This is a genomic window from Pseudomonas syringae group sp. J309-1, assembly GCF_032582135.1.
Taxonomy (GTDB): Bacteria; Pseudomonadota; Gammaproteobacteria; order Pseudomonadales; family Pseudomonadaceae; genus Aquipseudomonas; species Aquipseudomonas quasicaspiana.
The window spans coordinates 76743-102176 of record NZ_JAWHNU010000016.1 but is presented as its reverse complement, the minus strand read 5'-3'; the positions used below and the strand labels follow the sequence as shown (position 1 = coordinate 102176).

General features: G+C 57.0%; 22 protein-coding genes. 12 read left to right on the top strand and 10 right to left on the bottom strand.

Features of this window, described 5'->3' with window-relative positions:
- Nucleotides 1-111 precede the first annotated feature (111 nt).
- Nucleotides 112-966 (top strand): D-hexose-6-phosphate mutarotase, encoded by an 855-nt coding sequence (locus RX972_RS11915; protein ID WP_255878981.1) that lies wholly within the window; start codon nt 112-114, stop codon nt 964-966.
- Between the two features lie 135 nt (nt 967-1101).
- On the opposite strand, the gene RX972_RS11910 is transcribed toward RX972_RS11915, so the two are convergent.
- A complete protein-coding gene (locus RX972_RS11910; protein WP_027901054.1) occupies nt 1102-1968 on the bottom strand; it encodes a MurR/RpiR family transcriptional regulator in 867 nt (288 codons plus the stop codon).
- Between the two features lie 218 nt (nt 1969-2186).
- Here RX972_RS11910 and zwf point away from each other — a divergent pair, with 218 nt between their 5' ends.
- Genes zwf through RX972_RS11895 form a run of 3 tightly spaced genes read left to right on the top strand, consistent with a single transcriptional unit; the run spans nt 2187 to nt 5048 of the window.
- Complete coding sequence (zwf, locus tag RX972_RS11905) at nt 2187-3656, top strand: glucose-6-phosphate dehydrogenase (protein WP_027901053.1); 1470 nt, start codon at nt 2187-2189, stop codon at nt 3654-3656.
- Nucleotides 3643-4356: a 6-phosphogluconolactonase gene (gene pgl / locus RX972_RS11900; RefSeq protein ID WP_122707931.1), complete on the top strand. Its 714-nt coding sequence runs from the start codon at nt 3643-3645 to the stop codon at nt 4354-4356. The genes zwf and pgl overlap by 14 nt, the downstream gene beginning before the upstream one ends.
- Nucleotides 4357-4373: 17 nt before the next feature.
- Entirely contained in the window at nt 4374-5048 is a 675-nt protein-coding gene (locus RX972_RS11895; protein ID WP_263270765.1) for a bifunctional 4-hydroxy-2-oxoglutarate aldolase/2-dehydro-3-deoxy-phosphogluconate aldolase, read from the top strand.
- Nucleotides 5049-5399: 351 nt separating this feature from the next.
- On the opposite strand, the gene RX972_RS11890 is transcribed toward RX972_RS11895, so the two are convergent.
- Nucleotides 5400-6575 carry an aminotransferase class V-fold PLP-dependent enzyme gene (locus RX972_RS11890; protein ID WP_316875515.1) on the bottom strand — a complete coding sequence of 392 codons (1176 nt, stop codon included), beginning with the start codon at nt 6573-6575 and terminating at the stop codon, nt 5400-5402.
- Nucleotides 6576-6828: 253 nt separating this feature from the next.
- Nucleotides 6829-7068, bottom strand: coding sequence for a DUF3820 family protein (locus tag RX972_RS11885; RefSeq protein ID WP_027901049.1), 240 nt, complete (start codon nt 7066-7068; stop codon nt 6829-6831).
- 220 nt (nt 7069-7288) lie between these two features.
- Between RX972_RS11885 and RX972_RS11880 the strand changes: the two genes are divergently transcribed.
- Nucleotides 7289-7768 (top strand): PA2169 family four-helix-bundle protein, encoded by a 480-nt coding sequence (locus tag RX972_RS11880; protein WP_027901048.1) that lies wholly within the window; start codon nt 7289-7291, stop codon nt 7766-7768.
- 174 nt (nt 7769-7942) lie between these two features.
- Here the strand turns inward: RX972_RS11880 and RX972_RS11875 are convergent, their stop codons facing one another.
- The 5 genes from RX972_RS11875 to RX972_RS11855 form a co-directional block, all read right to left on the bottom strand.
- Nucleotides 7943-9439, bottom strand: a complete 1497-nt coding sequence (locus RX972_RS11875; protein ID WP_316875511.1) for a diguanylate cyclase domain-containing protein — start codon at nt 9437-9439, stop codon at nt 7943-7945.
- 367 nt (nt 9440-9806) lie between these two features.
- On the bottom strand, nt 9807-11171 hold the full coding sequence (locus RX972_RS11870; protein ID WP_316875510.1) for a heavy metal sensor histidine kinase: 1365 nt from the start codon (nt 11169-11171) through the stop codon (nt 9807-9809).
- On the bottom strand, nt 11168-11851 hold the full coding sequence (locus tag RX972_RS11865; RefSeq protein WP_316875508.1) for a heavy metal response regulator transcription factor: 684 nt from the start codon (nt 11849-11851) through the stop codon (nt 11168-11170). The genes RX972_RS11870 and RX972_RS11865 overlap by 4 nt, the downstream gene beginning before the upstream one ends.
- Nucleotides 11852-12107: 256 nt before the next feature.
- On the bottom strand, nt 12108-15233 hold the full coding sequence (locus tag RX972_RS11860; protein ID WP_316875506.1) for a multidrug efflux RND transporter permease subunit: 3126 nt from the start codon (nt 15231-15233) through the stop codon (nt 12108-12110).
- A complete protein-coding gene (locus RX972_RS11855) occupies nt 15230-16390 on the bottom strand; it encodes an efflux RND transporter periplasmic adaptor subunit (RefSeq protein ID WP_122707917.1) in 1161 nt (386 codons plus the stop codon). Before RX972_RS11855 ends, RX972_RS11860 begins: the two co-directional genes overlap by 4 nt.
- A gap of 249 nt (nt 16391-16639) precedes the next feature.
- Here RX972_RS11855 and RX972_RS11850 point away from each other — a divergent pair, with 249 nt between their 5' ends.
- The 7 genes from RX972_RS11850 (at nt 16640) to RX972_RS11820 (ending at nt 24094) form a co-directional block, all read left to right on the top strand.
- Entirely contained in the window at nt 16640-17008 is a 369-nt protein-coding gene (locus RX972_RS11850) for a hypothetical protein (protein ID WP_316875503.1), read from the top strand.
- Between the two features lie 596 nt (nt 17009-17604).
- Nucleotides 17605-18189 (top strand): fimbrial protein, encoded by a 585-nt coding sequence (locus RX972_RS11845; protein ID WP_231676945.1) that lies wholly within the window; start codon nt 17605-17607, stop codon nt 18187-18189.
- Between the two features lie 179 nt (nt 18190-18368).
- Entirely contained in the window at nt 18369-19118 is a 750-nt protein-coding gene (locus RX972_RS11840) for a molecular chaperone (RefSeq protein ID WP_316875540.1), read from the top strand.
- A 243-nt stretch (nt 19119-19361) separates the two neighbouring features.
- On the top strand, nt 19362-21809 hold the full coding sequence (locus RX972_RS11835; protein WP_316875500.1) for a fimbria/pilus outer membrane usher protein: 2448 nt from the start codon (nt 19362-19364) through the stop codon (nt 21807-21809).
- Nucleotides 21806-22537 (top strand): molecular chaperone, encoded by a 732-nt coding sequence (locus tag RX972_RS11830; RefSeq protein ID WP_316875498.1) that lies wholly within the window; start codon nt 21806-21808, stop codon nt 22535-22537. The genes RX972_RS11835 and RX972_RS11830 overlap by 4 nt, the downstream gene beginning before the upstream one ends.
- A 201-nt stretch (nt 22538-22738) precedes the next feature.
- A complete protein-coding gene (locus tag RX972_RS11825) occupies nt 22739-23767 on the top strand; it encodes a fimbrial protein (protein ID WP_316875538.1) in 1029 nt (342 codons plus the stop codon).
- Between the two features lie 102 nt (nt 23768-23869).
- The gene (locus RX972_RS11820) at nt 23870-24094 is read left to right on the top strand and encodes a hypothetical protein (RefSeq protein WP_263272241.1); all 225 of its coding nucleotides are present in this window, start codon (nt 23870-23872) and stop codon (nt 24092-24094) included.
- A 150-nt stretch (nt 24095-24244) separates the two neighbouring features.
- On the opposite strand, the gene RX972_RS11815 is transcribed toward RX972_RS11820, so the two are convergent.
- Together RX972_RS11815 and RX972_RS11810 are read right to left on the bottom strand one after the other, a co-directional pair.
- Nucleotides 24245-24997 (bottom strand): YkgJ family cysteine cluster protein, encoded by a 753-nt coding sequence (locus RX972_RS11815; protein ID WP_316875496.1) that lies wholly within the window; start codon nt 24995-24997, stop codon nt 24245-24247.
- A gap of 106 nt (nt 24998-25103) precedes the next feature.
- Nucleotides 25104-25424, bottom strand: a complete 321-nt coding sequence (locus tag RX972_RS11810) for a hypothetical protein (protein ID WP_099267586.1) — start codon at nt 25422-25424, stop codon at nt 25104-25106.
- Nucleotides 25425-25434 lie beyond the last annotated feature (10 nt).

Genomic DNA, 25434 nt, shown 5'->3' with positions numbered 1-25434 from the left:
CGCGATAAGGCTGGACGCGATCCGAAGTGAACTGCGTCCAGCCTTATCGCGAGCAAGCTCTGCTCCCACAGTTAGAGTCTTCCAAGCAATTTTTCGACTGGAGCGGATTGGATGTCCGAACACCCCCTACAGCGATTCTTCACATCCCGACGTACCCGGCCGACTTTTGAGTGGGAGCGTCATCAGCACCGCGATGTGCTGCTGATCAATCATCCGCTGTGCCAGGCCGCCTTCAGTCGTCAGGGTGCTCAACTGCTGCATTTCCAGCCCACGGGGCAGAAACCCTGGCTCTGGTGTGCGTCGCGCTGGCCGCAGGTGGGCGCGATTCGCGGTGGAGTGCCAGTGTGTTGGCCCTGGCATGGAAAGCACCCGAATGAACCCGGCTGGCCTGCGCATGGCTGGGGGCGATTGGTGGACTGGAAGCTGATCGACAGCCACGAGAGCGAGTCCGGCGTCAGCCTGCACTGGCGTTTGCAGCTGTGTGACTGGCAGGCTGACTTGTATGCCGAACTGGGGCAGGGCATGAACCTGCGGCTCAGCACCTGTCATGAAGACAGCGAGCCTTGCCAGTTTGGCCACGCTTTGCATGCTTACTGGCGAATCAGTGATGTGGAAGACATTGCGTTGCAGGGGCTGGAAGGCGCTCAGGGCTACGATCAGTTGAATCGACGGGTGTGTCGGCAGGAAGGCGAGCTACGCGTTGCTGGCGGCTGTCAGCGGGTGTTTGAACACACCGGGGCGCTGCAACTGGAAGATCAAACCTGGCAGCGTCGCCTGGGGATCAACAGCCGTGATAACGCCAACACTGTCGTCTGGCATCCCGGTAACAGGCCGCTGCTAGGCGTGGCGGGCAATGAGGCATCCGGTTTTGTCTGTGTCGAAGCGGCGTCAGGCGGCGATGAAAGCCTGAGCCTGGCACCGGGCGAGCTGGTCGAGCTGAGTTTGCAGGCGTGTTTGCTGCATTGAAGTCAAACACAGGAGCCAACATGCAACTACTGGATTGAAATGCGTTTTCTGTAGGAGCTGCCGAAGGCTGCGAAGCATTTATCCTGATACGCCGCGATCGCAGCCTTCGGCAGCTCCTACAGAAAGCTTTAAGCGCTACCCCTGATCCTCAACCGGATACCGGCTGTCATTCAAGCTTTCCTTGATCTTGCGCAGGTGCGGCTGGAAGTCCACGCCGCGGCGAAGGGTCATGCCGGTAGCCAGCACATCGAGCACGGTGAGCTGGATGATCCGCGAGGTCATCGGCATGTAGATATCGGTGTCTTCCGGCAGCGGGATATTCAGGCTCACGGTGCTGGCCTGCGCCAGCGGCGAACCGGCAGCGGTCAGGCCCAGCACTGAAGCGCCATTGGCCCGGGCAATACGTGCCACTTCCACCAGTTCCCGCGTGCGGCCTGTATAGGAAATGATCACGAACAATTCACCAGTGTGGGCCACCGAGGCAATCATGCGCTGCATGAGCACGTCGGCGTGAGCGGTCACCGCCAGATTGAAACGGAAGAATTTGTGCTGGGCATCCAGCGCCACAGGTGCCGAGGCACCCAGCCCGAAGAAGTGGATCTGCCGCGCCTGAATCAACATGTCCACAGACTTGCTGATCAGCGCCGGATCCAGTTGCTGGACGGCACTGTCCAGCGACGCAATCGCGCTGCCGAAGATCTTCTTGGTGTAAGCCTCGGGATCATCGTCGGCTTCCACTGCACGACTGACGTACGCGGCACCGCTGGCCAGACTTTGTGCCAACTGCAATTTGAGCTCTGGATAACCGCTGACTGCAAATGAGCGGCAGAATCGATTGACGGTCGGCTCGCTGACTTTTGCAGCCTGAGCCAATGCCGCGATACTGAAGCGAGTTGCTTGTTGTGGGTTAAGAAGAATCGCTTCAGCTACCTTGCGCTCCGCTTTGTTGAGCTCTTCGAGGCGGCTCTGGATCTGCTCCAGAAGATTTCTTGAGTGGTCCATTCAAAGTCCTAATCAGGCAGATTTGCTCAGGTTTTTTTGAGGGCAGGCACATAGGGCCTTTAGCCTGTAGCAAAGGTGGCCTATCGTACTCAGGGCCTGTGTTGATCACCACTGGAATATGCTTCTAGATGGAATGTTGTGGTTATTACTACATATGGCCTTGAGTAACGCCTTTAAAAAAGGTATTTGTAGCTTAACTTGATAAAAGAACCAACATTATGCTCTCGATTACGGTTGAACCGTGCACTTTTGCCTTGTTTGGCGCCTTGGGCGACCTGGCAGTGCGCAAACTGTTCCCGGCGCTTTATCAGCTCGACCGCGCTGGATTGCTGCACGCTGACACGCGAATTCTTGCGTTGGCGCGTGAGTCTGGCGACGCACAGCAGCATTTGGCACACATCGAAGATTCATTACGCCGCTTTGTTCCCGAAGCACAGCTTGAAACTGAACACGTGGAGCGTTTCCAGGCGCGTCTGAGTTACCTGCACGTCGACTTTCTCAAGGCCGAGGATTACGTCGCGCTGGCGGAGCGTGTGGGCGATGCGGAAACCCTGATTGCCTACTTCGCCACGCCGGCTTCGGTATACGGCGCGATCTGTGAAAACCTGGCATCGGTCAACCTGACCGAGCGCACCCGTGCCGTGCTGGAAAAGCCCATCGGCCACGACCTCGCCTCGTCGCGTCGTGTCAACGATGCCGTGGCGCAGTTCCTGCCGGAAACCCGCGTCTACCGCATCGACCATTATCTGGGCAAGGACACCGTTCAGAACCTGATCGCCTTGCGTTTCGCCAACAGCCTGTTTGAAACCCAGTGGAACCAGAATCACATCTCCCACGTGGAAATCACCGTTGCGGAGAAGGTGGGTATCGAAGGCCGTTGGGGGTATTTCGATCAGGCCGGGCAACTGCGCGACATGATCCAGAACCACTTGCTGCAATTGCTGTGTCTGATCGCCATGGACCCGCCGAGTGATCTGTCCGCCGACAGTATTCGTGACGAGAAGGTCAAGGTGCTCAAGGCTCTTGCACCGTTTACGCCTGAGCGCCTCGCCACTCAAGTGGTTCGCGGTCAGTACACCGCGGGTTACAGCGAAGGCAAGGCTGTGCCGGGTTATCTGGAAGAAGAGAATTCCAACACCCAGAGCGACACCGAAACCTTCGTTGCCCTGCGTGCCGATATCCGTAACTGGCGTTGGTCAGGTACACCGTTCTATTTGCGTACCGGCAAGCGTATGCCGCAAAAACTGTCGCAGATCGTGATCCATTTCAAAGAGCCGCCGCACTACATCTTCGCCCCTGAGCAACGCATGCAGATCAGCAATCGCCTGATCATTCGCCTACAGCCGGACGAAGGCATTTCTTTGCAGGTCATGACCAAGGATCAGGGCCTGGACAAAGGCATGCAGCTGCGCAGCGGCCCGTTGCAACTGAATTTTTCCGACACTTACCGCAGCGCGCGCGTGCCTGATGCGTACGAACGTTTGTTGCTGGAAGTCATGCGCGGCAATCAGAACCTGTTTGTTCGCAAAGATGAAATTGAGTACGCCTGGCAATGGTGCGATCAGTTGATCGCCGGCTGGAAAAAGGCGGGCGATGCGCCCAAGCCTTACCCCGCCGGAACGTGGGGGCCGATGAGCTCCATTGCCCTGATTACTCGTGATGGGAGATCGTGGTATGGCGATATGTGAACTTGAATTTCCGCAGGGCCTCGTGGCCCGTGAATTCGATAATCCGCAGCTGCTGGCCGAGACGCTGGCAGCCAATGTAGCCGAACAGCTCAGCGCTGCAATCAACGCCAAGGGCGTCGCGACGCTGGTGGTCTCCGGTGGCCGTAGCCCGGTGGCGTTTTTCCAGAGCCTGGCGCAGCAGCCGCTGGACTGGTCGAAAGTGGTTATCAGCCTGGCTGATGAGCGCTGGGTGCCCGTTGAGCACGCCGACAGCAATGCCGGGCTGCTGCAGCGTTTCCTGTTGCAAGGTCCTGCGGCCAAGGCGCGCTTCTTCGGTCTATACACCGTCGCGCCGAGCCTTGAAGAGGCCGCCGACGCGGCTGATCAGGCGCTGGCCGAACTGCCACCGATTGACGTGCTGATTCTGGGCATGGGCGATGACGGTCATACCGCGTCGCTGTTCCCGAACAGTCCGAACCTGAGCGAAGCGTTGCGACTGGACAGTACTCGTCGTTGCTTGCCGATGCTGGCACCAGCTGTTCCGCATCAACGCCTGACCATGACCCGTCAACTGCTGGCTTCGGCGCGCCTGCCGATTCTGTCGGTTTCCGGTCAGGCCAAACTCGACACCCTGCGGGCCGCATTGGCGGGCGATGACCTCGCTGAAATGCCAATACGCGCCTTTCTTGACTCTTCACTTGAGATTTACTGGTGCCCATAACAAAAGGATCCGCCGCCATGAACACCGTCGATACCACTCAGCCGCTGAACAGCATGGCGAACAAGATCAAGCAGATTGACGACCTCTGCGCCAAGGCAAAGATTTTGCCGGTCATCACCATCCTGCGTGACGAAGACGTCCTGCCGCTGGCGGATGCTTTGGCTGCCGGTGGCATGACGGCGCTGGAAGTCACCTTGCGTTCGGCGTTTGGCCTGAGCGCAATCCGCATTCTTCGTGAGCAGCGCCCTGAGCTTTGCGTCGGCGCTGGCACCATTCTCGACCGGCACATGCTGGCCGAGGCCGAGGCAGCCGGTTCACAATTCATCGTCACGCCAGGCAGTACGCAAGATTTGCTGCAAGCGGCGCTCGACAGCCCGCTGCCGCTGTTACCCGGTATCAGCAGTGCGTCGGAAATCATGATCGGCTACGCGATGGGCTACCGTCGTTTCAAGCTGTTCCCGGCAGAAATCAGCGGCGGCGTTGCGGCGATCAAAGCCCTTGGCGGCCCGTTCAATGAAGTGCGTTTCTGCCCAACCGGCGGCGTCAACGCCGACAACCTCAAGAGCTACATGGCGCAGCCTAACGTCATGTGCGTCGGCGGTACGTGGATGATCGACAATGCCTGGGTCAAGAACGGCGACTGGGGCCGTATCCAGGAAGCCACCGCGCAGGCGATGGCGTTGTTTGATTGATTAATCCGCTGTTGAGCCGCAATACATTCCCCTGTGGGAGTCGCCCCGGTGTCCCTGACACCACGCTGTCGCGCAGCAAACACGGACCCTGTAGGAGTGACCGGGGTGGCGATCCACATTGCTCGCGATTCGGCCTGTCAGTCGATGAATATATTGCCTGTACTGGAGCTATCGCGAGCAAGCTCACTCCTACAGTAAAAAGCATTCCAAATCATATAGTTATATTTTGTTTGATAGGAGCAGAGCTTGGTCTGGGCGGCATTCCGACGATTAGGCTGGACGCGGTTCACTTTAGATCGCGTCCAGCCTTATCGCGGGCAAGCACCGCTCCCACAGTTCGAAGTTCGGCATTCACACGAGCTTTTGCAGCGCCTCCACCAACAACCCCATATCCGCCGCCGAGGTACTGAACCCCGGCGTAATCCGGATACAAGGCCCGCACGCTGCGCCCTCACGGGCGACGGTGAACAGGTTGTAGTCCTCCAGCAAGCGCTTAACCATCTTCTGCTGATCTGCCTGACGGGTGAAGCGCAGCGCGGTGATCCCGCAATACAGCCGCGGATCGTCCGGGGTCAGAATCTCGATATGGTCCAGCTCTCTGGACGGCTTTACCCACAAGTCGCGCAGGTAGTTCAGGCGTGCGCCTTTACTGGCCGAGCCACCCATCGCCGCATGCTCTTCGAACACCTTGGGCAGGGTCATCCAGGCCGGAATGTTCGGTGTGCCATAAGGCACCAGCGACAGAATGTTATCGGGGGAGTAGCGGGTGTCGCCCATGTCCGGGTCGATGGCTGAAATCCTCTCCCGCGCTACATAGATAAACCCAAGGCTCAACGGCGCGCCAATCCACTTCTGCAGGTTGTAGCCCGCGAACGCCACGCCCAGCTCGTCGAGTTTGAAATCCAGTTGGCCCAATGCGTGGGCACCGTCAAGGATGATATCCACGCCGTGCTCTTTCGCCAGGCCCGCAATGGCTTGAACCGGCATTACCAGCCCTGTGCGGTGAGTGACGTGGGTCAGCGCCATCAGCTTGAGCCGTGGATATTGCTCGAAGGCTTGCTGATAGCTGTTCAACAGGCTTTCGTAGGTAGCGGGGTGGACGTGGGAAATCTCTATGACTTCGACGCCACGGCTTTTGGCCAGCCAGCGCATGGCAGACTGCACGCTGATGTAATCCAGATCACAGATCAGCACCTGATCGCCAGGTTGCAGCTGGTTGTAGTTGCGGATCAGCGACTGTAACGATTCGGATGCGCAGCGGGTGATTGCGATTTCTTCTGCGCTGACTTGTAGCAGCTGCGCCAGTTCGGCGTGGATCATGCCGCTGTCATGGGTATCAAATTGACGACGCACATAGACCGAGTTGCTACGGTTCACATAATCAATATTGCGACGATAGTCTTCCATGACCTCACGTGTCATACGCCCGAAGTAGCCGTTCTCCAGATTGATCGGCCCTGGCTCAACGTCGTAGCGCCCGGCGATTGCCTGCCAGAACTGTTCATCCCTTGCCTGTTGCTTGAGCATTGCGTCCTCTCTTTCTGACTGAATGACACGTTTTGTAGAAGCCACTGTGAACACAATCCTGTAGGAGTCGCCCCGGTGTCACTAAAACCACGCTGTCGCGCAGCAAACATAGAACCTGTAGGAGCGCACGAGCACCGCGAGGCCGCGATGGCGGTATTCCAGACAGGACGCGCCATCGCTGCCTCGCGGTGCTCGTGAGCGCCTACAAGGGCAATTTGCACGCAACATTGGATGGCGCCCCGGAAATCCACTGCTATTGGCGATCGCTGTACTTCTTCCGCGGCCCCGTGCGCAGCGGTTCCAGCAGCTCCGACAGGCCGTTATGGTCAATCTCCTGCATCAACGCCAGCAGGCTGCCCAGCTCTCCCTTGGGGAAGCCCTCCCGCGCAAACCAGTTCAGGTATTGGCCCGGCAAGTCGGCCAGCAGGCGGCCTTTGTATTTGCCAAACGGCATTTCGCGGGTGACCAGCAGCAAAAGTTTTTCCGGATCCATGAGCTTCGCGTTACCTGATTTCAAAACACCCTGACGATACGTGCATTCTGCATGCAGGCCAAAGGACAGTTCATGCAGAAATCACGACTCATCTGTATGGTGTTTAATATAAGTCATTGATTTTAAAGGTTTAAGTTTATTCAAAAAAGCTGGCATGCCCCCTGCAATTACCTAAGCATGCAAATCATTTTGTATAAACCTGCCCATAAGGAACTTGAAAATGACTGACATCAATAAAGAATCGATCTCCCTTCTGAACGACCTGATCGAAACCAGCAAAGATGGCGAAAAGGGTTTTCAGACCAGCGCAGAAGATATCAAAAACCCTGCGATCAAGGCTTACTTCCTGAGCCGTTCTGCAGAAATCAAAACTTCTGTCGCTGAACTGCAGGCTGAAGTACGTTCACTGGGCGGCGATCCAGAAACCTCTTCCAGCGTAAGCGGCACCCTGCACCGCGCATGGGTTGACCTGAAGTCGGTATTGACCGGCAAAGACGACAAAGCAATCCTGGAAGAAGTAGAGCGCGGCGAAGACGTAGCGCTGAAGGCTTACAAAGAAGCCCGTCAGAAAGCGGTTGAGAAAAACCTGCCAGCTTCCGTTACCTCGTTGATCGACAAGCAACTGGTTGGCGTACAAGCTAACCACGATAAAGTCCGTGACCTGCGTAATGCTGCTCGTGCCGAGAAAGCTGCACACTAAGACTTGATTGTCTAAAAAACGCCAGCCAGTCTGGCGTTTTTTTATGGCTGTAATTCAGCGATATTTTTGGCCTCCCTCGGGCCGGCAGGAGCGAATTTATTCGCGAAGAGGCCAACGTTATCGCTGGATAATCAACTGACTGAACCCTGCCTTCTTCTCAACATCCCCTAAAACCTAAGTCGGCTCAACTCTGTTGCGCCCGTTGCTTTTGGCAACATACAGCGCCTTGTCGGCAGTGCTGAACAGCGTATCAACAGGGGCGCCAGCATTCGCCTCTGTACAGGCGATACCAATGCTGACGGTAATTGGCTGGTTATCCCCCGCATAAGGGGCAATGTCCTGTACGGCTTGCCTGATGACCTCTGCGATGGCTCTGGCACCCTCCATATCGGTTTCACCCAGCACCACGACAAACTCTTCGCCGCCATAACGAGCCACAAAATCACCCGGTCTTCTGATGTTGTTGGCGATGGTCGTCGCAACGTTGCGTAGCGCTTCATCTCCGCCATGATGGCCGTGGCGATCATTGAAGGCTTTGAAGTGATCCACATCGATCACCAGCAGCGAAACGGGTTTGCCTGAACGGATGCTGCGCATCCATTCGCTTTTAATCACTTCATCGAGCCGACGCCGGTTGGCCAGCCCGGTCAGCGCATCGGTTGAGGCGCGGGTTCTGAGCTCTTCTTCGGCCTGATGCCGCAGGCCTAATTCACGGCGCAGCAGCAGGCTCAGCCACAGAATACCCAGACACAGTACGGTGGTTGCGAAACCAACCAGCAGAACATTGCGATGCCAGAGGGCGTAGACCTCTTTGACGGACTGGCCTACTACAACAATCAGCGGCAAATCGCCGACATGGGAAAACGTGTATAGGCGCTCTTTGCCGTCGATGGATGACGTACCAGAAAAACTGCCATTACCTTCTTCAATAATCCGTTTGAAATTTGGGGTGCTGGCAAAGCTGGTGCCGATAAGGTCCTTGCCGGAGATTTCTGGATGACGGGCGAGCAGAACGCCGTCAGTGTTAAGTAGCGTGATGTTGCTGTCCGGACCAATGTCCAGCGTGCGAAACAACTGCTTGAAATACACCAGGCGCATCGCCGCACTGGCGATGCCTTGAAAAGAGCCGTCCTCGCCCGATATCCGCCGACTGAAGCTGATGCACCAGTCCTTGAACCCGCCGCGGGACTTGAAGGGCGCACCCACCAGCATCTCGCTTGAAGGGTTACGCCTGAGCTCCTGGAAGTGCGTGCGATCAGCAAGATTGACCGTGCGGGGCGTCAGTGATGTGGAATCGGCGAGAATACGGCCGTCTTTGTCTATCAACAGCAGGTCGCCTTTGTAGCGTGCAGCGGTTGAGCGATCAAACAGGACCAGGTGACGTAATTTGGGCGCAATGTTGTGCAGTTCGGGCATTTGCCATGCGCTGATCATGCCCTGTAGAGAGGTGTCGTAAAGCTCTGCATTACGCAATACATCGGCATCAATCAGGCTCACGATATTGGACGAAGCCCGCGCTGCCGCTTCATTCGCATCCCTTCGTTCACGGGTCAATAACGAGACAACAATGATCGCAATGGCGGCGATTGCCAGCACACTGCCGCACACCAGGAAAATCTCTGGCCGAGTCCATTTTTTATTCGGTGCCTGCATGGCGTGATGAGCAATCATTGCGCGGAGTGAACCCGGTAAATAATAAATCTTCCTCAACTCTTTGTTTTAAAAGAGGTTTAAGGAATTCATATATTGATAGTGGTTATCGATCCGGTATTTATAACCCATACAGGGCGCGTTGAAACAGCAGTGATTTATTGTGTTTGTGAACACGTTTTATTTGCTGGAGTGTTGTATCTGTAAAAAACACATGCCTGGACACTCATCCTTGTGGGAGCAGGGCTTGCCCGCGATACATGAGACGCATCTGGAAAATAGACTGCGTCATTGTTTATCGCGCGAAAGTCGGATCGCCGCACAGTCTGCCCCGCAGGATTGAATTCCAGGCCCGTTAGTCAGGTGTGGTTTGCTTCAAAGAAAAGCATCACAACGGCAAGTTGATCCCGAAGGTATTGATACCGTCGCGGCTGTGCACGAATACGCTGCCGCCATGCATCAGCGCAATGGCTTTGACGATGGCCAGTCCCAGGCCATGGTTGGCACCGCTATTGGCGCGCGAGGCGTCCACCCGGTAAAAACGTTCGAACAGTTTGGGCAGGTGCTCACTGGCGATCTGCGTGCCGGGGTTAGCGACGCCCACACTGACATGATCTGTCTGCTCGGTGATCTCCACGCGAATCGTTCGCCCAGCCTCGGTGTGTTGCACGGCATTGTGCAGCAAGTTGATCAGCGCCCGACGCAAGTGGGCCTTTTCCATGGGCACACGAGCATCACCGTGGACTTCGACGCGCACCTGGGCATCCTCAAGAATGAAGTCCAGATAATCCAGTGTGGTCGCCACTTCCTCAGCCAGAGACGCGCACGTCAGTTCCGTTACCTTGCTGCCCTGGTCAGCGCTGGCCAGGAATAGCATGTCATTGATGATCGAGCGCAGTCGTTCGAGCTCTTCCAGATTCGATTGCAGCACCTCGAAGTAGTGTTCCGCCGAACGCCCTCGGGTCAAGGCAACCTGAGTTTGACCAATGAGGTTGGTCAGCGGCGAACGCAGTTCATGGGCGACATCCGCGTTGAAGGATTCAAGCCGCGCATAGGCCTGCTCGACTCGCTCGAGTGTCGAGTTGAACGACGTTACAAACTGGTTCAGTTCCGGTGGCAGCGGCGTCATCTGCAGGCGTCCGGAGAGTCTGGGAGGTGTGAGCTTGCGCGCCTCCAGTGAAAGACTGGTCAACGGCCGCAATCCAATACGCGCGGCCCAGTAACCCAGCACCGAAGCCAGCAGGATGCCCAACGTCGCGAAACCGATCAGAGCGATCATCAGCGAGTGCTGGGTTTGCAGAAATGTATCGGTATCGACGGCAATCAGGAAACGAAGCGGCGGGCGTTGCTCCCTGGCGTCGAACTGGCTGACCAACACCTTGAACGGATATTCATGCCCGGCAATTTGCAGGTCACGCATGCCCAAGGGACCATTGGCGAAACGGCGAATGTCGGCATCCGGGTTGCCAAACTCATAGACCGGATTGTCACTGACTACCCAGAAACGCAAGCGCTTGTCTTCTTCGCTGAGCAGCTTCAGCTTGTTTTTGATCCGGCCCCAGTGCTCGACGTCGCTGTGGCGATTGACCGCGGATTCCAGCACGCTGTAGCGGGCTTCCGCCTCTGCTTCCGGCAGCAATGCCATGCTTTTATCAACCTGCAGGTACAACGCCCAGCCGATCAGGGTAAAAACCAGCAACGCCACGAGCGCGAACAGGCCGCTCAGGCGCAGGGCGATGGAGTCCGTCCTCACTGCGATTCTCCGGCACGACTTTCAAGCACGTAGCCCATGCCGCGAATCGTGTGCAGTAATTTCTGTTCGAAGGGGCCGTCCAGCTTGGCGCGTAGCCGTTTGATCGCCACTTCGACGACGTTGGCGTCACTGTCGAAATTGATGTCCCAGACCATCTCGGCGATGGACGTCTTGGAGAGGATTTCACCCTGGCGGCGCGCCAGCACACTGAGCAAAGAGAACTCCTTGGCTGTCAGGTCCAGGCGCAGCCCGGCGCGCGTTGCCTTGCGGCTGATCAGGTCGATCCACAGATCGGCGATGCTGATTTGCATGGGTTCGTGACCGCTGCTGCGTCGGGTCAGCGCTTGCAGGCGAGCGACCAGCTCAAGAAATGAGAACGGCTTGCCCAGATAGTCATCGGCACCTTCGCGAAGGCCACGGATACGGTCATCCACTTGCTCGCGGGCGGTGAGCATGATCACAGGCGTCTGTTTGCGGGCGCGCAATGTGCGCAACACCCCAAAGCCATCCTGACCGGGCAGCATCACGTCGAGAATAATCACCTCGTAATCGCTCTCCAGCGCCAGATGCAGGCCTTCTATGCCGTCGCGAGCGAGGTCCACGGTAAAGCCTTGCTCGGTCAGACCGCGACGCAGGTAATCAGCGGTCTTCTCTTCGTCTTCGATGATCAGGACACGCATGGGGCAGGGTCTCTTGGTGCAAAAAAAATACACAGTTTTTCAGCTGGAATACATTCCTGTGCAGACTGTGTGAAAACGTAGCGAGCGACGGCAAGACAAGGCAAAAACAGGCGAAAAAGCGGAGTCTAGGTGTTCTAAATGAGCATTTTTCGCCTGTTTTTAACGCAGTATTGCCGAGCGCAGTAGTTTTCACACAGTCTGTGTGGGAGCGGTGCTTGCCCGCGATACATGAGACGCGGCTGGAAGACCCACCGCGTTATCGTTTATCGCGAGCAAGGTGGAGCGCCACCCCGGCCGCTCCCACAGGTTGGGATCCCTTTGGCTTATGAAACACCCGCTCCAGCTGCAAGTAGATCACCGGTGTCGTAAACAGCGTCAGCATCTGGCTGACCAGCAAACCACCGACGACGGCAATCCCCAGCGGCTGGCGCAGTTCGGCACCCACACCATAACCGAGCATCAAGGGCAGGGCACCCAGCAAGGCCGCCAGGGTGGTCATGATGATTGGACGGAAACGCGTCAGGCAGGCTTCATGAATTGCATCCAGTGGGCTCATGCCTCGGTCACGCTGCGCCTCGAGGGCGAAGTCCACCAGCAAAATACCGTTCTTCTTGACGATACCGATGAGCAGAACCACGCCGATCAAGGCCATGATCGAAAAGTCTTGCCCCATCAACCACAGCAGTAACAGTGCGCCGATACCTGCCGAGGGCAGGGTAGAAATGATCGTTAACGGGTGGACGAAGCTTTCATAAAGCACACCCAGAATGATGTACACCGCCACCAGCGCCGCCAGAATCAGCCAAGGCTGGTTGGCCAGTGAACTCTGAAACGCCTGCGCCGCCCCCTGGAAGTTACCGATGATGGAAGCTGGCATGCCGATCTCGTTTTTGGCCTGATCGACCATCCGCACCGCATCGCCAAGTGCCACACCGGGCGACAGGTTGAATGACAGGTTGGCGGCAGGGAACATGCCGTCATGGGCGATGGACAAAGGCCCCATGGTTGGCGCGCCGACCTTGGCCAGCGCCGACAGCGGCACCATCTCGTTGGTCAGGGGCGAGCGCAGATAGAAATACCCCAGGCTTTCGGCCTTGCCGCGTTGTTTGGCGTCCAGTTCCAGAATCACTTTGTACTGATTGATTTCAGTCTGGTACTCGCTGATCTGTCGCTGGCCGAAAGCGTCGTACAGGGCCTGATCGACATCGTTGGTGGTCAATCCGAAGCGAGCGGCAGCGCTGCGGTCGATATTGATATGGGTAACGCTGCCGCCCAGTTGCAGATCGTTGGACAAATCACGGAATGCGGGGTTGGTGCGCAGTTTTTCCGTCAGGCGCTGGGTCCAGGTATTGAGCAGCGGACCGTCATTGCTTTTGAGCACATATTGATACTGGCTGCGGCTCGGACCGGGGCTCAGGTTGATGTCTTGCCCGGCGCGCAGGTACAGAACGATGCCGGGAATCTTCGCCAGCTTCGGACGTATCCGGTCAATGAACTCACTCACCGAAACGTCGCGTTCACCCCGGGGTTTAAGGGAGATCCAGAACCGCCCGTTCGCGATGGTCTGGTTGCTGCCGCTAACCCCAACCGAATGGGAGAACGCCTGCACTGCCGGATCAGCACCGATGATTTTCGCCAGTTGCAGGTGTTTTTCCACCATGTCGGGATAGGAAATATCGGCCGCAGCCTCGCTGGTGCCAAGGGCGAATGCGGTGTCCTGTACCGGAAAGAACCCCTTGGGGATCAGTACGTAGCCAACGCCTGCAAGCACAAATGTCAGCCCGAAAACCCCGAGCATGATCCGTTGATGGGCCAGGGCCTTGTTCAGGCCCCGCTCATAAAGTGCCAACAGGCGTTCGCTGAAACCTGGCTTTGCATGCGGATCATGTTTCGGCGCGCGCATGAACAGCGCCGCCAGTGTCGGCGCGAGGGTCAGCGAAACGACAACCGAAATCAGAATGGTCGCGGTGGCGGTGAGTGCAAACTCTTTGAACAGCCGCCCGACCACGCCGCCCATGAATAGCAATGGAATAAACGCTGCCACCAGAGAGAAGCTGATAGACACCACCGTGAAGCCAATTTCCCCGGAGCCCTTGATCGCCGCTTCGCGCATGCCGTCACCGGCCTCAAGGTGTCGGTGAATGTTCTCCACCACGACAATGGCGTCGTCCACCACGAATCCGACCGCCACCACAATCGCCACCAGCGTCAGGTTGTTCAGGCTGAAACCAAACACGTACATCATCGCGAAGCTGGCAACCAGCGAGACACCCAGCACAGCGCTGACAATCAGCGTGGCCGACAGCTGGCGCAGGAACAGCGCCATGACCGCGACCACCAACAGAATGGCGATCACCAGGGTCATTTCCACTTCGTGCAGCGAGGCACGAATGGTTCGTGTCCGGTCATTGAGCACCGAGACGTCGACCGAGGCCGGAAGCATTTCCAGCAGACGTGGCATCTCGCGCTGAATGCGGTCCACGGTTTCCACGATGTTGGCACCGGGCTGGCGGAAAATCGTGACGTTGACGCCTTGCTGATCGCCCGACCAGGCCTGCACGTAAGCGTTTTCCGAACCGTTGATGACCCGCGCCACGTCTTTCAGGTGAACAGGGGCGCCGTCCTTGTAGGAGACGATCAGTTGCGCGTAATCCTGAGGCCGAAACAGTTGATCGTTGGAGGCGATGGTGGACACGCTGTCCTTGCCATACAGCGCACCTTTGGCGAGGTTGAGACTGGTCTGTTGCACCGCGACGCGGATATCAGCAAGCGTCAGGCCCAGTGCGGCAAGCTTCTCCGGTGCAGCCTGTACGCGAATTGCCGGGCGTTGCTGACCAGTAATGAACACCTGCCCCACACCGTCGATCTGGCTCAGTTGCCGCGCCAGCAATGACTCGGTTACGTCGCTCAGTTCGGTAGGCGGCATCAGATTGGAGCTGACGCTGAGAATCAGCACCGGGCTGTCCGCCGGATTGACCTTGCGCCAGGTCGGCAGGTTGGGCATGTCGGCGGGAAGGCGGCCTGCTGCGGTATTGATCGCGGCCTGGACTTCCTGCGCGGCGGTGTCGATGCTTTTGTTGAGGGTAAATTGCAGGGTCAGGTTGGTGGAGCCCAAAGCGCTGCTGGAGGTCATTTGCGTCATGCCGGGAATGGCGCTGAATTGCACTTCCAACGGCGTCGCGACTGACGAAGCCATGGTTTCCGGGCTGGCACCGGGTAACTGCGCGGTGACCTGAATGGTCGGGAACTCGGCCTCAGGCAGCGGCGCGACGGGCAGGCGCGGGAACGCAATCGTCCCCAGCAGGACCATGGCAAACGTCAGTAATAAAGTGGCGACCGGATGGTCCACGCACCAGGCTGAAACCGATCCACGGCCCTTCATCGTGTGCCGTCCAGTTCTGCCGTCTGGCTAGTCTCTGTCGTGTTACGCAGCACTTCGATTTTCGATCCTGCCTTGAGTCGTGACTGACCGTCGCTGACCAGCACGTCGCCCGCCTTGGGACCGGAGATGAGCATCAGGCTGCTGTCCTGATACAGCACCTGCACCGGAACCACTTCGACCTTGTCGCCGTTGACCCGGAATGCGAAGTGTTGATCGATGCCGCGTTGCACGACCTGCGGCGGCACTCGCAAGGCATCGCGGTCTATGGCTGTCTGGATTTTCACCGTGACCAGTTGACCTGGCCACAACAGCTGTTTTGGATTATTGAATTCGGCTTTGGCGCGAATGGTCCCGGTGGTGGCCGAGACCTGGTTGTCGATCAGGGTCAGCTTGCCGTCTCCCAGTAGCGTGCCGTTATCGCCATCACCGAGGAAGGCTTTGACGGCTGCTGGCGAGCTTGAAGCAATCAAACCTTGCAGCGTTGGCAGCATTTGTTGCGGCAGTGAAAACTCCACCGAGACCGGATCAATCTGCGTGACCGAAAACAGGCCCTGAGCATCGCTGACGCGCAGGAAGTTGCCTTCATCGACGTTGCGAATGCCGACCCTGCCGGTGACCGGGGAGCGAATCTGGGTGTACGAAAGTTGCACTTGAGCGGCGTTGATCGCGGCCTCGTTGCCCATCGCTGTGGCTTTGAGTTGATGGACCGTGGCTTGCTGCTGATCAAAAGTCTGTTTGGAGATGCCATTGTCTTCACTGAGCAGCCGATAGCGCTTCAGGTCGACCTGGGCCATGTCCAGCTGTGCCTTGCTTTGCGCAAGCTGAGCCTTGGCCTGTTCCAGCGAGGCGCGAATGGCCCGGTCGTCAATCGTCGCCAGCAAATCTCCGGCCTTGACCGTTTGCCCTTCCTTGACCAGCACTTTGGTAAGGATGCCGTCTACTTGCGGGCGAATGATCACACTGTGCAAAGACAGCACTGAACCAATACCCGTGACGAAACGCGGTACATCCTCCTCGGTCACTTTGACGACTTTGACCGGCACCGCTGTCGGTGTGCTGACTTTTGCCGTCGCCGGACGGGTCAGGGTCCAGCTGGATACACCGATCAAGCCCGTGATGACAACAACGGCAAGGACGGTTCTGGTCTGTTTACGCATTCGAGAGACGCCGGAAAGTCGGGGAAGGAGGGTCGTTGTGGATGGCGCTTCTCTTATAGCCCGTCAACCCGGTCAGCAGGGTGACGGCCACCTGTCAGAATTGTCAGCAAGAAAGGCGCAACGCGCACGAACGTTATCAAGAAACACGGGCTGGAGACGATATCTATAGAAAGGAATTCTCGGGAAATTTTCCTGCTGTTCCATTTGGTTTTCTTTGCTGATCAAAACGTACCAAGTTGGAGCAAGCCCATGAAGTGCAGCGTCTCAAGCGGGAACCGTTGGTTTGAAGTCGTTCATGAGGCGCGCAAAGTCATCGCCTTTCTGATTGTCGGCCCTTTATGCCTGAGTGCGTTTACCGCATCGGCCGCTAACGGTCAGCTGAGTTTTAGCGGGGCCGTCAACAATGCCAGCTGCGCGGTGCTGCCGACGAGCCTGGTTGGAGGGGGCAACACTCAACGGGTCAACGTTTCCGCCCATATGTCCATTGTGGTTGATACGGCGCAAAACGCCTGTACTGGCTCCGTCATCCCGTTCTCGACACAGTATCAGGCGCTGCCAGCATCATTATCGAAGGGCAACCCGGCGGGTGCCGGAGTTCTGACCCTCACGTATCAATAGGCTCCTGGCACCGCGCTATCGCGCAGCAACGGGTAATCCTGTAGGAGCCAACTTGTTGGCGAGACGTCGGACCTGCATCGTCAGAAGTTCTGCCTCGCCAACAAGTTGGCTCCTACAAGGTTTGCGTTTCAAATCCATTATAGAAGTGATGTTTGATGAAGGCGCACGTGCACTGCGATGCCGCGACCGCGGTGGATCAGACAGACCGCTATCGCTGCCTCGCGGTGCTCGTTAGCTCCTGCAGGTCATCTCTTTACTGCATGACCCTGGGATCCTCTAACTGAATCCCTCCGCTAACCTGATACTTGTCGGGTGCGTGACAGCTCTGGTTGCAAATAAAGTTTAGCGTTGTAGCAATGTCGTCAACTTTATGTGAAGTATTGCCTGACCTTTTTTATCGGGTATTATCTCAGTGCCACGGTTTATGCGGGCTGCAAAAGAGTTACGGTTATTCCTACGGAAGGTTCCTGCAAGTTCCGTGGCTTATTCCATACGATTAAAGTAACAAAGCCGACATCGATCCAAAAGATCGAACCTTATAGTGCGTGGCGTCCGATTTAGGGCATACACGAAATAACACAAGGAATGTCGTTACTATGAAAAATATCACTCTTGCCCTGGCCGTTAGTGGCGCTTTGGCTTTGAGCCTGGCTAACACCGCCAATGCTGCGAACAATGGTGTGCTGAAGTTTTCCGGCACCCTGACCAACATTTCCTGCAGCGTTTCACCCGGCACTGGCACCGGCCCAGGCACCCAGCCTGGCGATATTGCGGTTGATCTGGGTAACGTTTCGTTCTCTGACATTGGTACTTCTGGTGAGAATAAACTGGAGACCGCGACGCCCATTCAGTTGCTGGTCAACTGCACCGCGGGTGCCGATCAATACAACCTTGTGAAAATGCGCTTTAAAGCCGGAATGGGTCATGGTACCGATGACAATGACAGCAAGTTACTTCGCGTAACCGGTTCGGCAGGCGGTGTTGCCATTGGTGTGCTTAACGCTTCGAATCAACTGATGGATCTGTCTGGAACCGGCACCATAGACAAACCGCTGGTCAAGGACGGTGCCGGTGGTGCCACCGCTGAGCTGAATCTGGCCGGGGTCTACATGCTGAATGGCACGGTAACCCGACCAGGTACAGCCATGGGCGATCTGCCGTTCACCCTGGATTACGAGTAATACGCCGCATGGAGCGAGCATTGCTCGCTCCATTTCGGGTTACTTACTCCATCGAACATCGAAGGGTATGGACGTTCGCAGAGTCGGCTTAAGCCGCGCGCGGTTTGAGTTCGGCCCTGCGAACCGTGTCTGATCAAGGCACTGTGGGATTTCATACTGAGTACAAGGCGAGCGCCAGCATGTTTTTGTTTTTCTACCGTCGTGTAGCCCAGTTGGCTGCAACGGCTTTATGGTCATTGCTGTTCTGCGCGAGCGTGCAGGCCAGCATCGTCATAAATACCACACGCATTATTTATCCCGCTTCAGACAAGGAGGTCAGTTTCGGCGTACATAACGCAGGCAATAAAGAGATCCTTGTGCAAAGTTGGCTGGAGCCAAGCGCCGAACATACAGATCCGAATAACCTGCCTTTTGTGATAACCCCGGCGATTGCCCGTTTAGCCAGTGATGGCAGGCAACTGGTGCGGATTATCTATTCTGGCAAGGACATGCCGCAGGACCGCGAATCAGTGCTCTGGCTCAACGTTCAGGAAATTCCTCAGGTGGCTGCGCAAAACACATTGCAGATCGCCATCCGGCAGCGAATGAAGCTGTTCTTCCGGCCCAAAGGGCTGGTGGGTGATGTCGCCGAAGCGCCGGAATATCTGCGCTGGAAGCTGGCGGCAGATAATACATTGCACGTTGAAAATCCGGGGCCGTATCACGTTTCCATGGTCATGATTACCGCACAGCGTGCCGGCAACAAGTTGCTGAGCCATGACAGCCAGATGATCGCCCCCGGTCAGCAACTGCAACTACCGTTAAGTGCTTTTGGCGATGGAGCGACGTTGAACTTCATTAGCATCAATGATTTTGGCGGTCAGGTTGCATACCGCACCACACTGAAATCCGGCGAGATCACACAGGCCGTCACGGTGGAACCTCGATAACGGTCACTTCGTTTTTCTTCACTGCGTTACTTACCCAATTCAAGCCGCGTCACGCGCAATGGCTCAGTAGTTGTGTGCCTGCCTGAAAGGGATTCGGGCAAGGCTCAGAACTTCCAGATCGAGTGGAAACTGCTAATGGAATGGCTTTACAAAAACATTGGGGAATCAACTCCGGGATCCATCCTGCGTTTAGCAAAGGGGTTCAGACTCAAGTCGGTAACCGGCGGTATGGTTCTGGTCGTCATGCAGGTATTTACAGCGCAAGGCTGGGCAATCGAAAGCGCGCCGGTTAAACCGGTAAAGTTTAATACAGCATTCATCCAGGGCAGCGACCAGCCTCCAGAGCTTACTGAGTTCCTGCAGGCCAATACGCTGTTGCCTGGCACCTATCGGGTGGACATTTACGTCAATCGCGCATTGAGCGGTCGGCGCGATATTGTCTTTGCCAACAACCCGTTATCTGACCGTATCGAACCCTGCCTGACGCTGGAGATGCTTCAGACTTTCGGGCTTGATCTCAGTCGTTTGTCAGGCGACCCGACAACGCAAAGCGCACAGGCGTGCTTTGATTTGCCTGCCAATGTCGAGTTCGCCCGGGTTGAGTACCAACCCAATACGCTGCGCCTCAATATCAGCGTGCCGCAAGCGGTCATGCAGCGCAGTGCCAGAGGTTATGTACCTCCGGAGTTGTGGGACGGTGGCGAGTCCGTCGGCTTCTCCAGCTACTCGTTCAATGCTGTCAGACGTAGTAATCGGCGGGAGAAGACCGACCAGTATTATCTGGGGCTGCGCAATGGCCTCAATCTGGGCGCATGGCGGCTGAGGAACGAGTCCTCCCTGGTCTACGCCGACAATCAGTCTTATCGCTTCAGTAGCAACCGGACTTATCTGCAACGGGATCTGAGCACGCTGCGCAGTCAACTGACCCTTGGCGAGACATTCACCGACTCACAAATTTTCGACAGTGTGCGTTTTCTGGGTGTGGGGGTAAGTTCTGACGATGCCATGCTGCCCGACAGTGAACGCAACTATGCGCCGGTGATTCGCGGCACTGCCGAAACCAACGCATCGGTTGAAGTTCGTCAAAACGGCTTCCTGCTCTACAGCGGCAACGTTTCACCGGGGCCGTTCGAGATCAGTGACATTTACCCGAGCGGTTCCAATGGTGATCTGCAGGTCACCATCATTGAAGCCGACGGTCGTCGGCGTTCCTTCACCCAGGCCTATGCTTCGCTGCCGGTCATGGTGCCCGAAGGCGCATTTCGTTACAGCCTTGCGACAGGGCAGGTCGACAGCGGCAGCAATGACGCTGCGACTCCGACCTTTGCCAGCCTTGCCCTGATTTACGGCGTGTCCGAACGGATCACCGGCTTTGGCGGTTTGCAGTGGGCTGAGGATTACCAGGCAACCAACGTCGGTGCGGGTCTCAATACCGGGTACGGCGCACTGTCAGCCGATGTGACCCACTCCGTCAGCGAAATCGATGATCAGCGTCAAGCGGGGCAGAGTGTGCGCCTGCGATACGCCAACACCTTGAATGCCACTGACACTACCTTCGCAGTGGCGGGTTATCGCTATTCCACCGAGCGCTATCTGTCCCTCAACGAACATGTCGAATCCTCACGAGCGCGGTTCCGTCGGGCAATGACTGGCCGTCCCAAAGACCGCATGGAGCTGACCGTTACGCAGACCTTGCCTGCGCAGTACGGTAGTCTCAGTCTGACCGCGTCCGAACAGCGTTACTGGGATCTTGGCAGCAAGACTCGACAGTTCTACCTGGCGTATAACGCTGCCTGGCGGTCGCTCAGTTACAGCCTGTCTGTGGAAAACAATCGCCAGTCCGGTCGCGACGGGCAGGCTGAAAATGACAACCGGGTCGCGGTCAGCCTGACCTTCCCGCTGGGTGAAAACTCCAGTTCTTCGCGCTTGTCCTTCAATGGCTTACGCGACAGTGCGGGCGAGTACAACGCTCAGGCAGGCCTCAGTGGTCAGGTTCTCGATCAGCGTCACGCGTTCTATTCGGTGCAGGCCGGGCACGACAGCAGCTCTGGAAGTTTTGGTTCAGGAAAGCTCAATACCACGCAGCCCTATGGGCGCTTCGAGGCAGGCTACAGCCAGGGCCGTGATTACGATGCTTTCAGTCTTGGGGCTTCCGGGTCTGTGCTGGTTCATGGCGGCGGCATAAACCTGGGGCAGTCACTGGGAGAAACCTTTGCTTTGGTGGAGGTCACAAAGGTCGGCGGCGCCAGACTGACCAGCTTCAGTAATGTCGAAACCGCTGCCAATGGATATGCCGTGCTGCCTTACGCGCAGCCCTATCGCAGCAACTGGGTCAGCCTGGATACCCGTCAACTCGGCGCCGATGTTGAACTGGATAACGCGGTTAGCCAGATTGTGCCGCGTCGTGGCGCGATGCCGGTGGTGCGCTTCAAGGCTTCAACCGGGCGTCGGGTGCAGTTTGAACTGGTTCAGGCCGACGACAGCAAAATCCCCTTGGGCGCGAGTGTCGAAGACCTCAATGGCAAGGCCCTGGCGGTGGTTGACCCGACAAGTCGGGCACTGGTTCTTAGCGAGCAGGACTACGGCGAGTTGCAGGTGAAGTGGGCCGGGCAAAGCTGCCGTGCGCCTTTCGCTCTCCCGGCCCGTGATCCTTCACGTGCCTACGAACGCATTCGGGTGATCTGCCAATGACGAAGCTCATTTGTCTGGGCCTCGCCGCCCTGTTGTCGAGTTTTAATCTGCAGGCTGCCGTGTCTCTGAGCGGGACACGCCTGATCTTTGATGGCCGTTTCCCCGAAGCGAGCCTCGAAGTGGCCAATCGCAGTGACCGTGAAGTGTTGATTCAGGCCTGGCTGAGTGACCCGGCCAATACCGACGGTAATCTTGAAGAGGCCGCTGCCGAGCTGCCCTTCGTGCTTAGTCCGCAGTTGGCGCGCCTCGACGCCCGCGGCAAACAGACGCTCAGGGTCTTGTATCAGGGCCAGGGCATGCCGCTCAACGAGGAATCCTTGCTGCACGTTTATGTGCTGGAAATACCACGGCGCACCGACGTTACTAACGCGTTGAACATTGCGATTCGCCAGCGCATCAACCTGTTCTATCGTCCTGCCGGGCTTACCGAAGACCCTGCCGCAACCGCCTACCGTCTGCGCTGGACGCTGGCGTCCACCTCGTTACGCGTGAGTAATCCGACTTCTTATCATGCCGCTTTACAGGATGTGCGGTTGGGTGGGGTGGTTGCCAAGGACTACCTGCTGCTGGCGCCAGGTGCCAGCCATGAGATGGCTGTTCCTGCCGCAGGCCGAATACGGAGTCTGTCGTTCAAGGCGCTGAACGACTATGGCGGCGCGGACGCTTATTGCGCCGCGGGCAATAGCGATGGTTTTGACAACACTGAACACCGGCAAAAGGACTGCTGAATGATGAATACCTGTTTCCAGGCTGTACGGAATTTTCTGAGCTCAAGTGCCATTCCTGTGGAAGTGCGCTCCTATAAAGCAAAATATAAATCACTGAATAGATGCGATTTTGAAGTGGGAGCGGTGCTTGCCCGCGATGAGGGCACCGCGTTTTATCCTTCAGACCGCGTCGCCTTTATCGCGGGCAAGCACCGCTCCCACATGAAACCGAGTTTGCCCCGCAACAGCGGGGCGCCTTGGCGACTGGGCGGCTCCTGCAGAGTATTGTTTCTGCTTGCTCTGTTATTTACCCCCGCTACCAGCTTCGCAATGATCTGCAAAACCCAGGGCGCGGGGGAAACGGTGGTTCGTGGCGATCTGGACAGCAGCGTGGCTATCCCGGCCAGCGCGCCCGACGGGGATATTGTCTGGCGCTCTGAACGGATGGACCTTCAGGTCGAGTGCTTCAAGGACGGCGAGCTATCAGCGCAGGAGGAAATTTTCCTCTACCTCAACCCGGACAACCTGAAGATAGGCCAGGGCATTCGCGCCGGTCTCACGTTGGCGGGAGTCGATCATTCGCAGAGCAGCGGGCGAATCAGTACCGGCCAGTACCTGCCTGTTTGTCACGAGGGCGCGGAGAACATCGGTGCCTGCCCCAAGGCCCGATTCAATCTCGCGTTCTCCGTGTTCATTCAGAAGTTCGGGCCGACCCCTCATTCCGGTATCGCCAGTGATCTGCTTGATTACCGGTTATTCCAGCTCGACAGTGGCAAGGGGCTTAATCCTCTGCCGGATCACAGCCTCAGTTACCGCATCAATAACCTGAACGGGCTGCGCTTTGTGGCGTGTGATGCACAGTTGCAGGTGGTGCCTGAAACCCTGGATTTCGGCCACATCGGCATTCAGCAGGTTGCGGTAGGCAAGGTCATTGAGCGCCGTCCGTTTTCGCTTGTCACCCGACGCACCTGTGATTCGCCGTTCAGTCTGGGCGCGCGCTTCAAGCCGGTCAGTGGCAGATTGTCAGGGGTCTACCTGATCCCTGCCGCCAACGACGGTGTCGGTATCCGCATTTTGAAAGCCCGTGATGATTCGGTGTTGAGCTACAACGAACCTTTTCATCTTGCCGATCTACTCAACGATAACCAGGCAGCGACTGTCGACTTCAATGCCGAGCTGGTCTGGCAGAAAAACAACCCTCAAGCCGGGCCATTCGAGGCCGAAGTAATGGTCGATCTGTTCTACAAGTAGCCTCAGCCGATGAGAGGCTTGGCCCGGTGCAGGCGGAGGGCAAATGATTCAGGTATGCTGCGCGACCTTTCGACGACTGATTGCCAATTTCTGGAGCTTTTCATGACATCTACTGACTCAACACCGGCTCCTGAAAACGTCGTCGCCGAGGATTCGGCTGCGGATAAGAAAGCACCGATCCCTGCGTTCAGCTTCCCTTTCAAGCCCGCTGACTTCGCGCAATCGAAAAAAGACGAGCCCTGGTATCAGAAGTCGAACAAGCACGGGCATAACAAAATCCCGGGCGCCGCTCCCCACGGGACTCGAAAGTCGATGGGCAAACGTTAAACAGGATCAAATCATTCGCCCTGGAATGAGATTAATCGTGGGAGCGAATTTATTCGCGAAGAGGTCGGTGATTCCACTGCATAGCCAGAAATTGGAAAGCCTTATTCGCGAATGAATTCGCTCCCACAGATGCTTCACCTCTCAGGGCAATCAACCCGCCTGCAGCGGTATGAACATGTAACCCGCAGGCTCGCCCGTCGCCAGTTCGGCCCCAGCCAAATTCAGTGTCTCGATCACGGCGTCGCCTGCCACATGAAAGGTCCAGCCATTGCTTGTCGGGGCCGCATCGGTGTTGTCCACCAGGTCCATGACAGCAGTGGCAAAGGCATCCATATCCGGTAAGTACGCAACGAAACCATTGCCTTTCAAGGCCGTGGCGCGAATCCCCAGTCGTTGGCAGATCGCCTCTTTGGCACCGATGTCTTCCCGGTCAGCCTGGCGAGACTGCTCAATCAGGCGGCTGAGTTCGGTATCGACCAACTGGCCGCCGACGATCAAATCCGGTCCTTGTTCCCATGCCTCGGGCGGACAGTCCTTGGCCTCGGGGCGTAGTGGAATGTGCGGGTTGATTTCCATCGGGTAGATACGGCATACCAGCGGGCGCCGCTCATAAATGCCGCAGCGATTGTCTGCGTCAAGATTCCGACAAGGTCCTTTGTTATAGGCTGCGAAAGTGATCGCGACCTGGGCCTGGGTCACGCCACTCTGGACCAGCGTCGAGCGGCGTGTCGCGTGAGTCAACTGACCCTCTGGCAAGCCGTAGCCATCAGCCAGAAATGCCTCGATCAGGATGATCAGCGAACCGCCGTCAGCCGCCCATTGCAGGGATTCCCCGAGAGTGAGTGGCACATGATGGTCGCTGCAGCAGCGGCCGCAACCGGTGCAAGAGTATCGCGTATTCATTGCAATAAAGGTCCGTCATGACAGACGTCGAACGCGACAGAAACCAGAGCTGCCGGCACGACTGAGACGGTGTTCGAAGCAAGTTGTGAGCCAGCGAGCGCGATGCTTACTTTTTCACAGTGGCGGGAAGCTCGGTCCACTCACTGACCGTGGCTTTCTTGCTCGTTCGGTTGTAAAGGCACAGCTCGGCTCCGGGCTGGTTTTTCATATGCGGCTGTGGGTAACGGCCTCTGAGCATGAGCGCTTCGTACCCGACATGGTCGTCAAACCCCGCCTTGCCGACAGCACGCACTTCTTTGAGCTGGCTGGCTTTCATGCAGCTGTCGATAACCGCCTTGTCCAGTGCCTTCCAGGCGTCTGTGCTGGAAGCATTGGCCTGGCTGGCAAGTGTCGCCGAGGCGATCAGCAGGAAGGTGGACGCTTTCATTGTCGTTCTC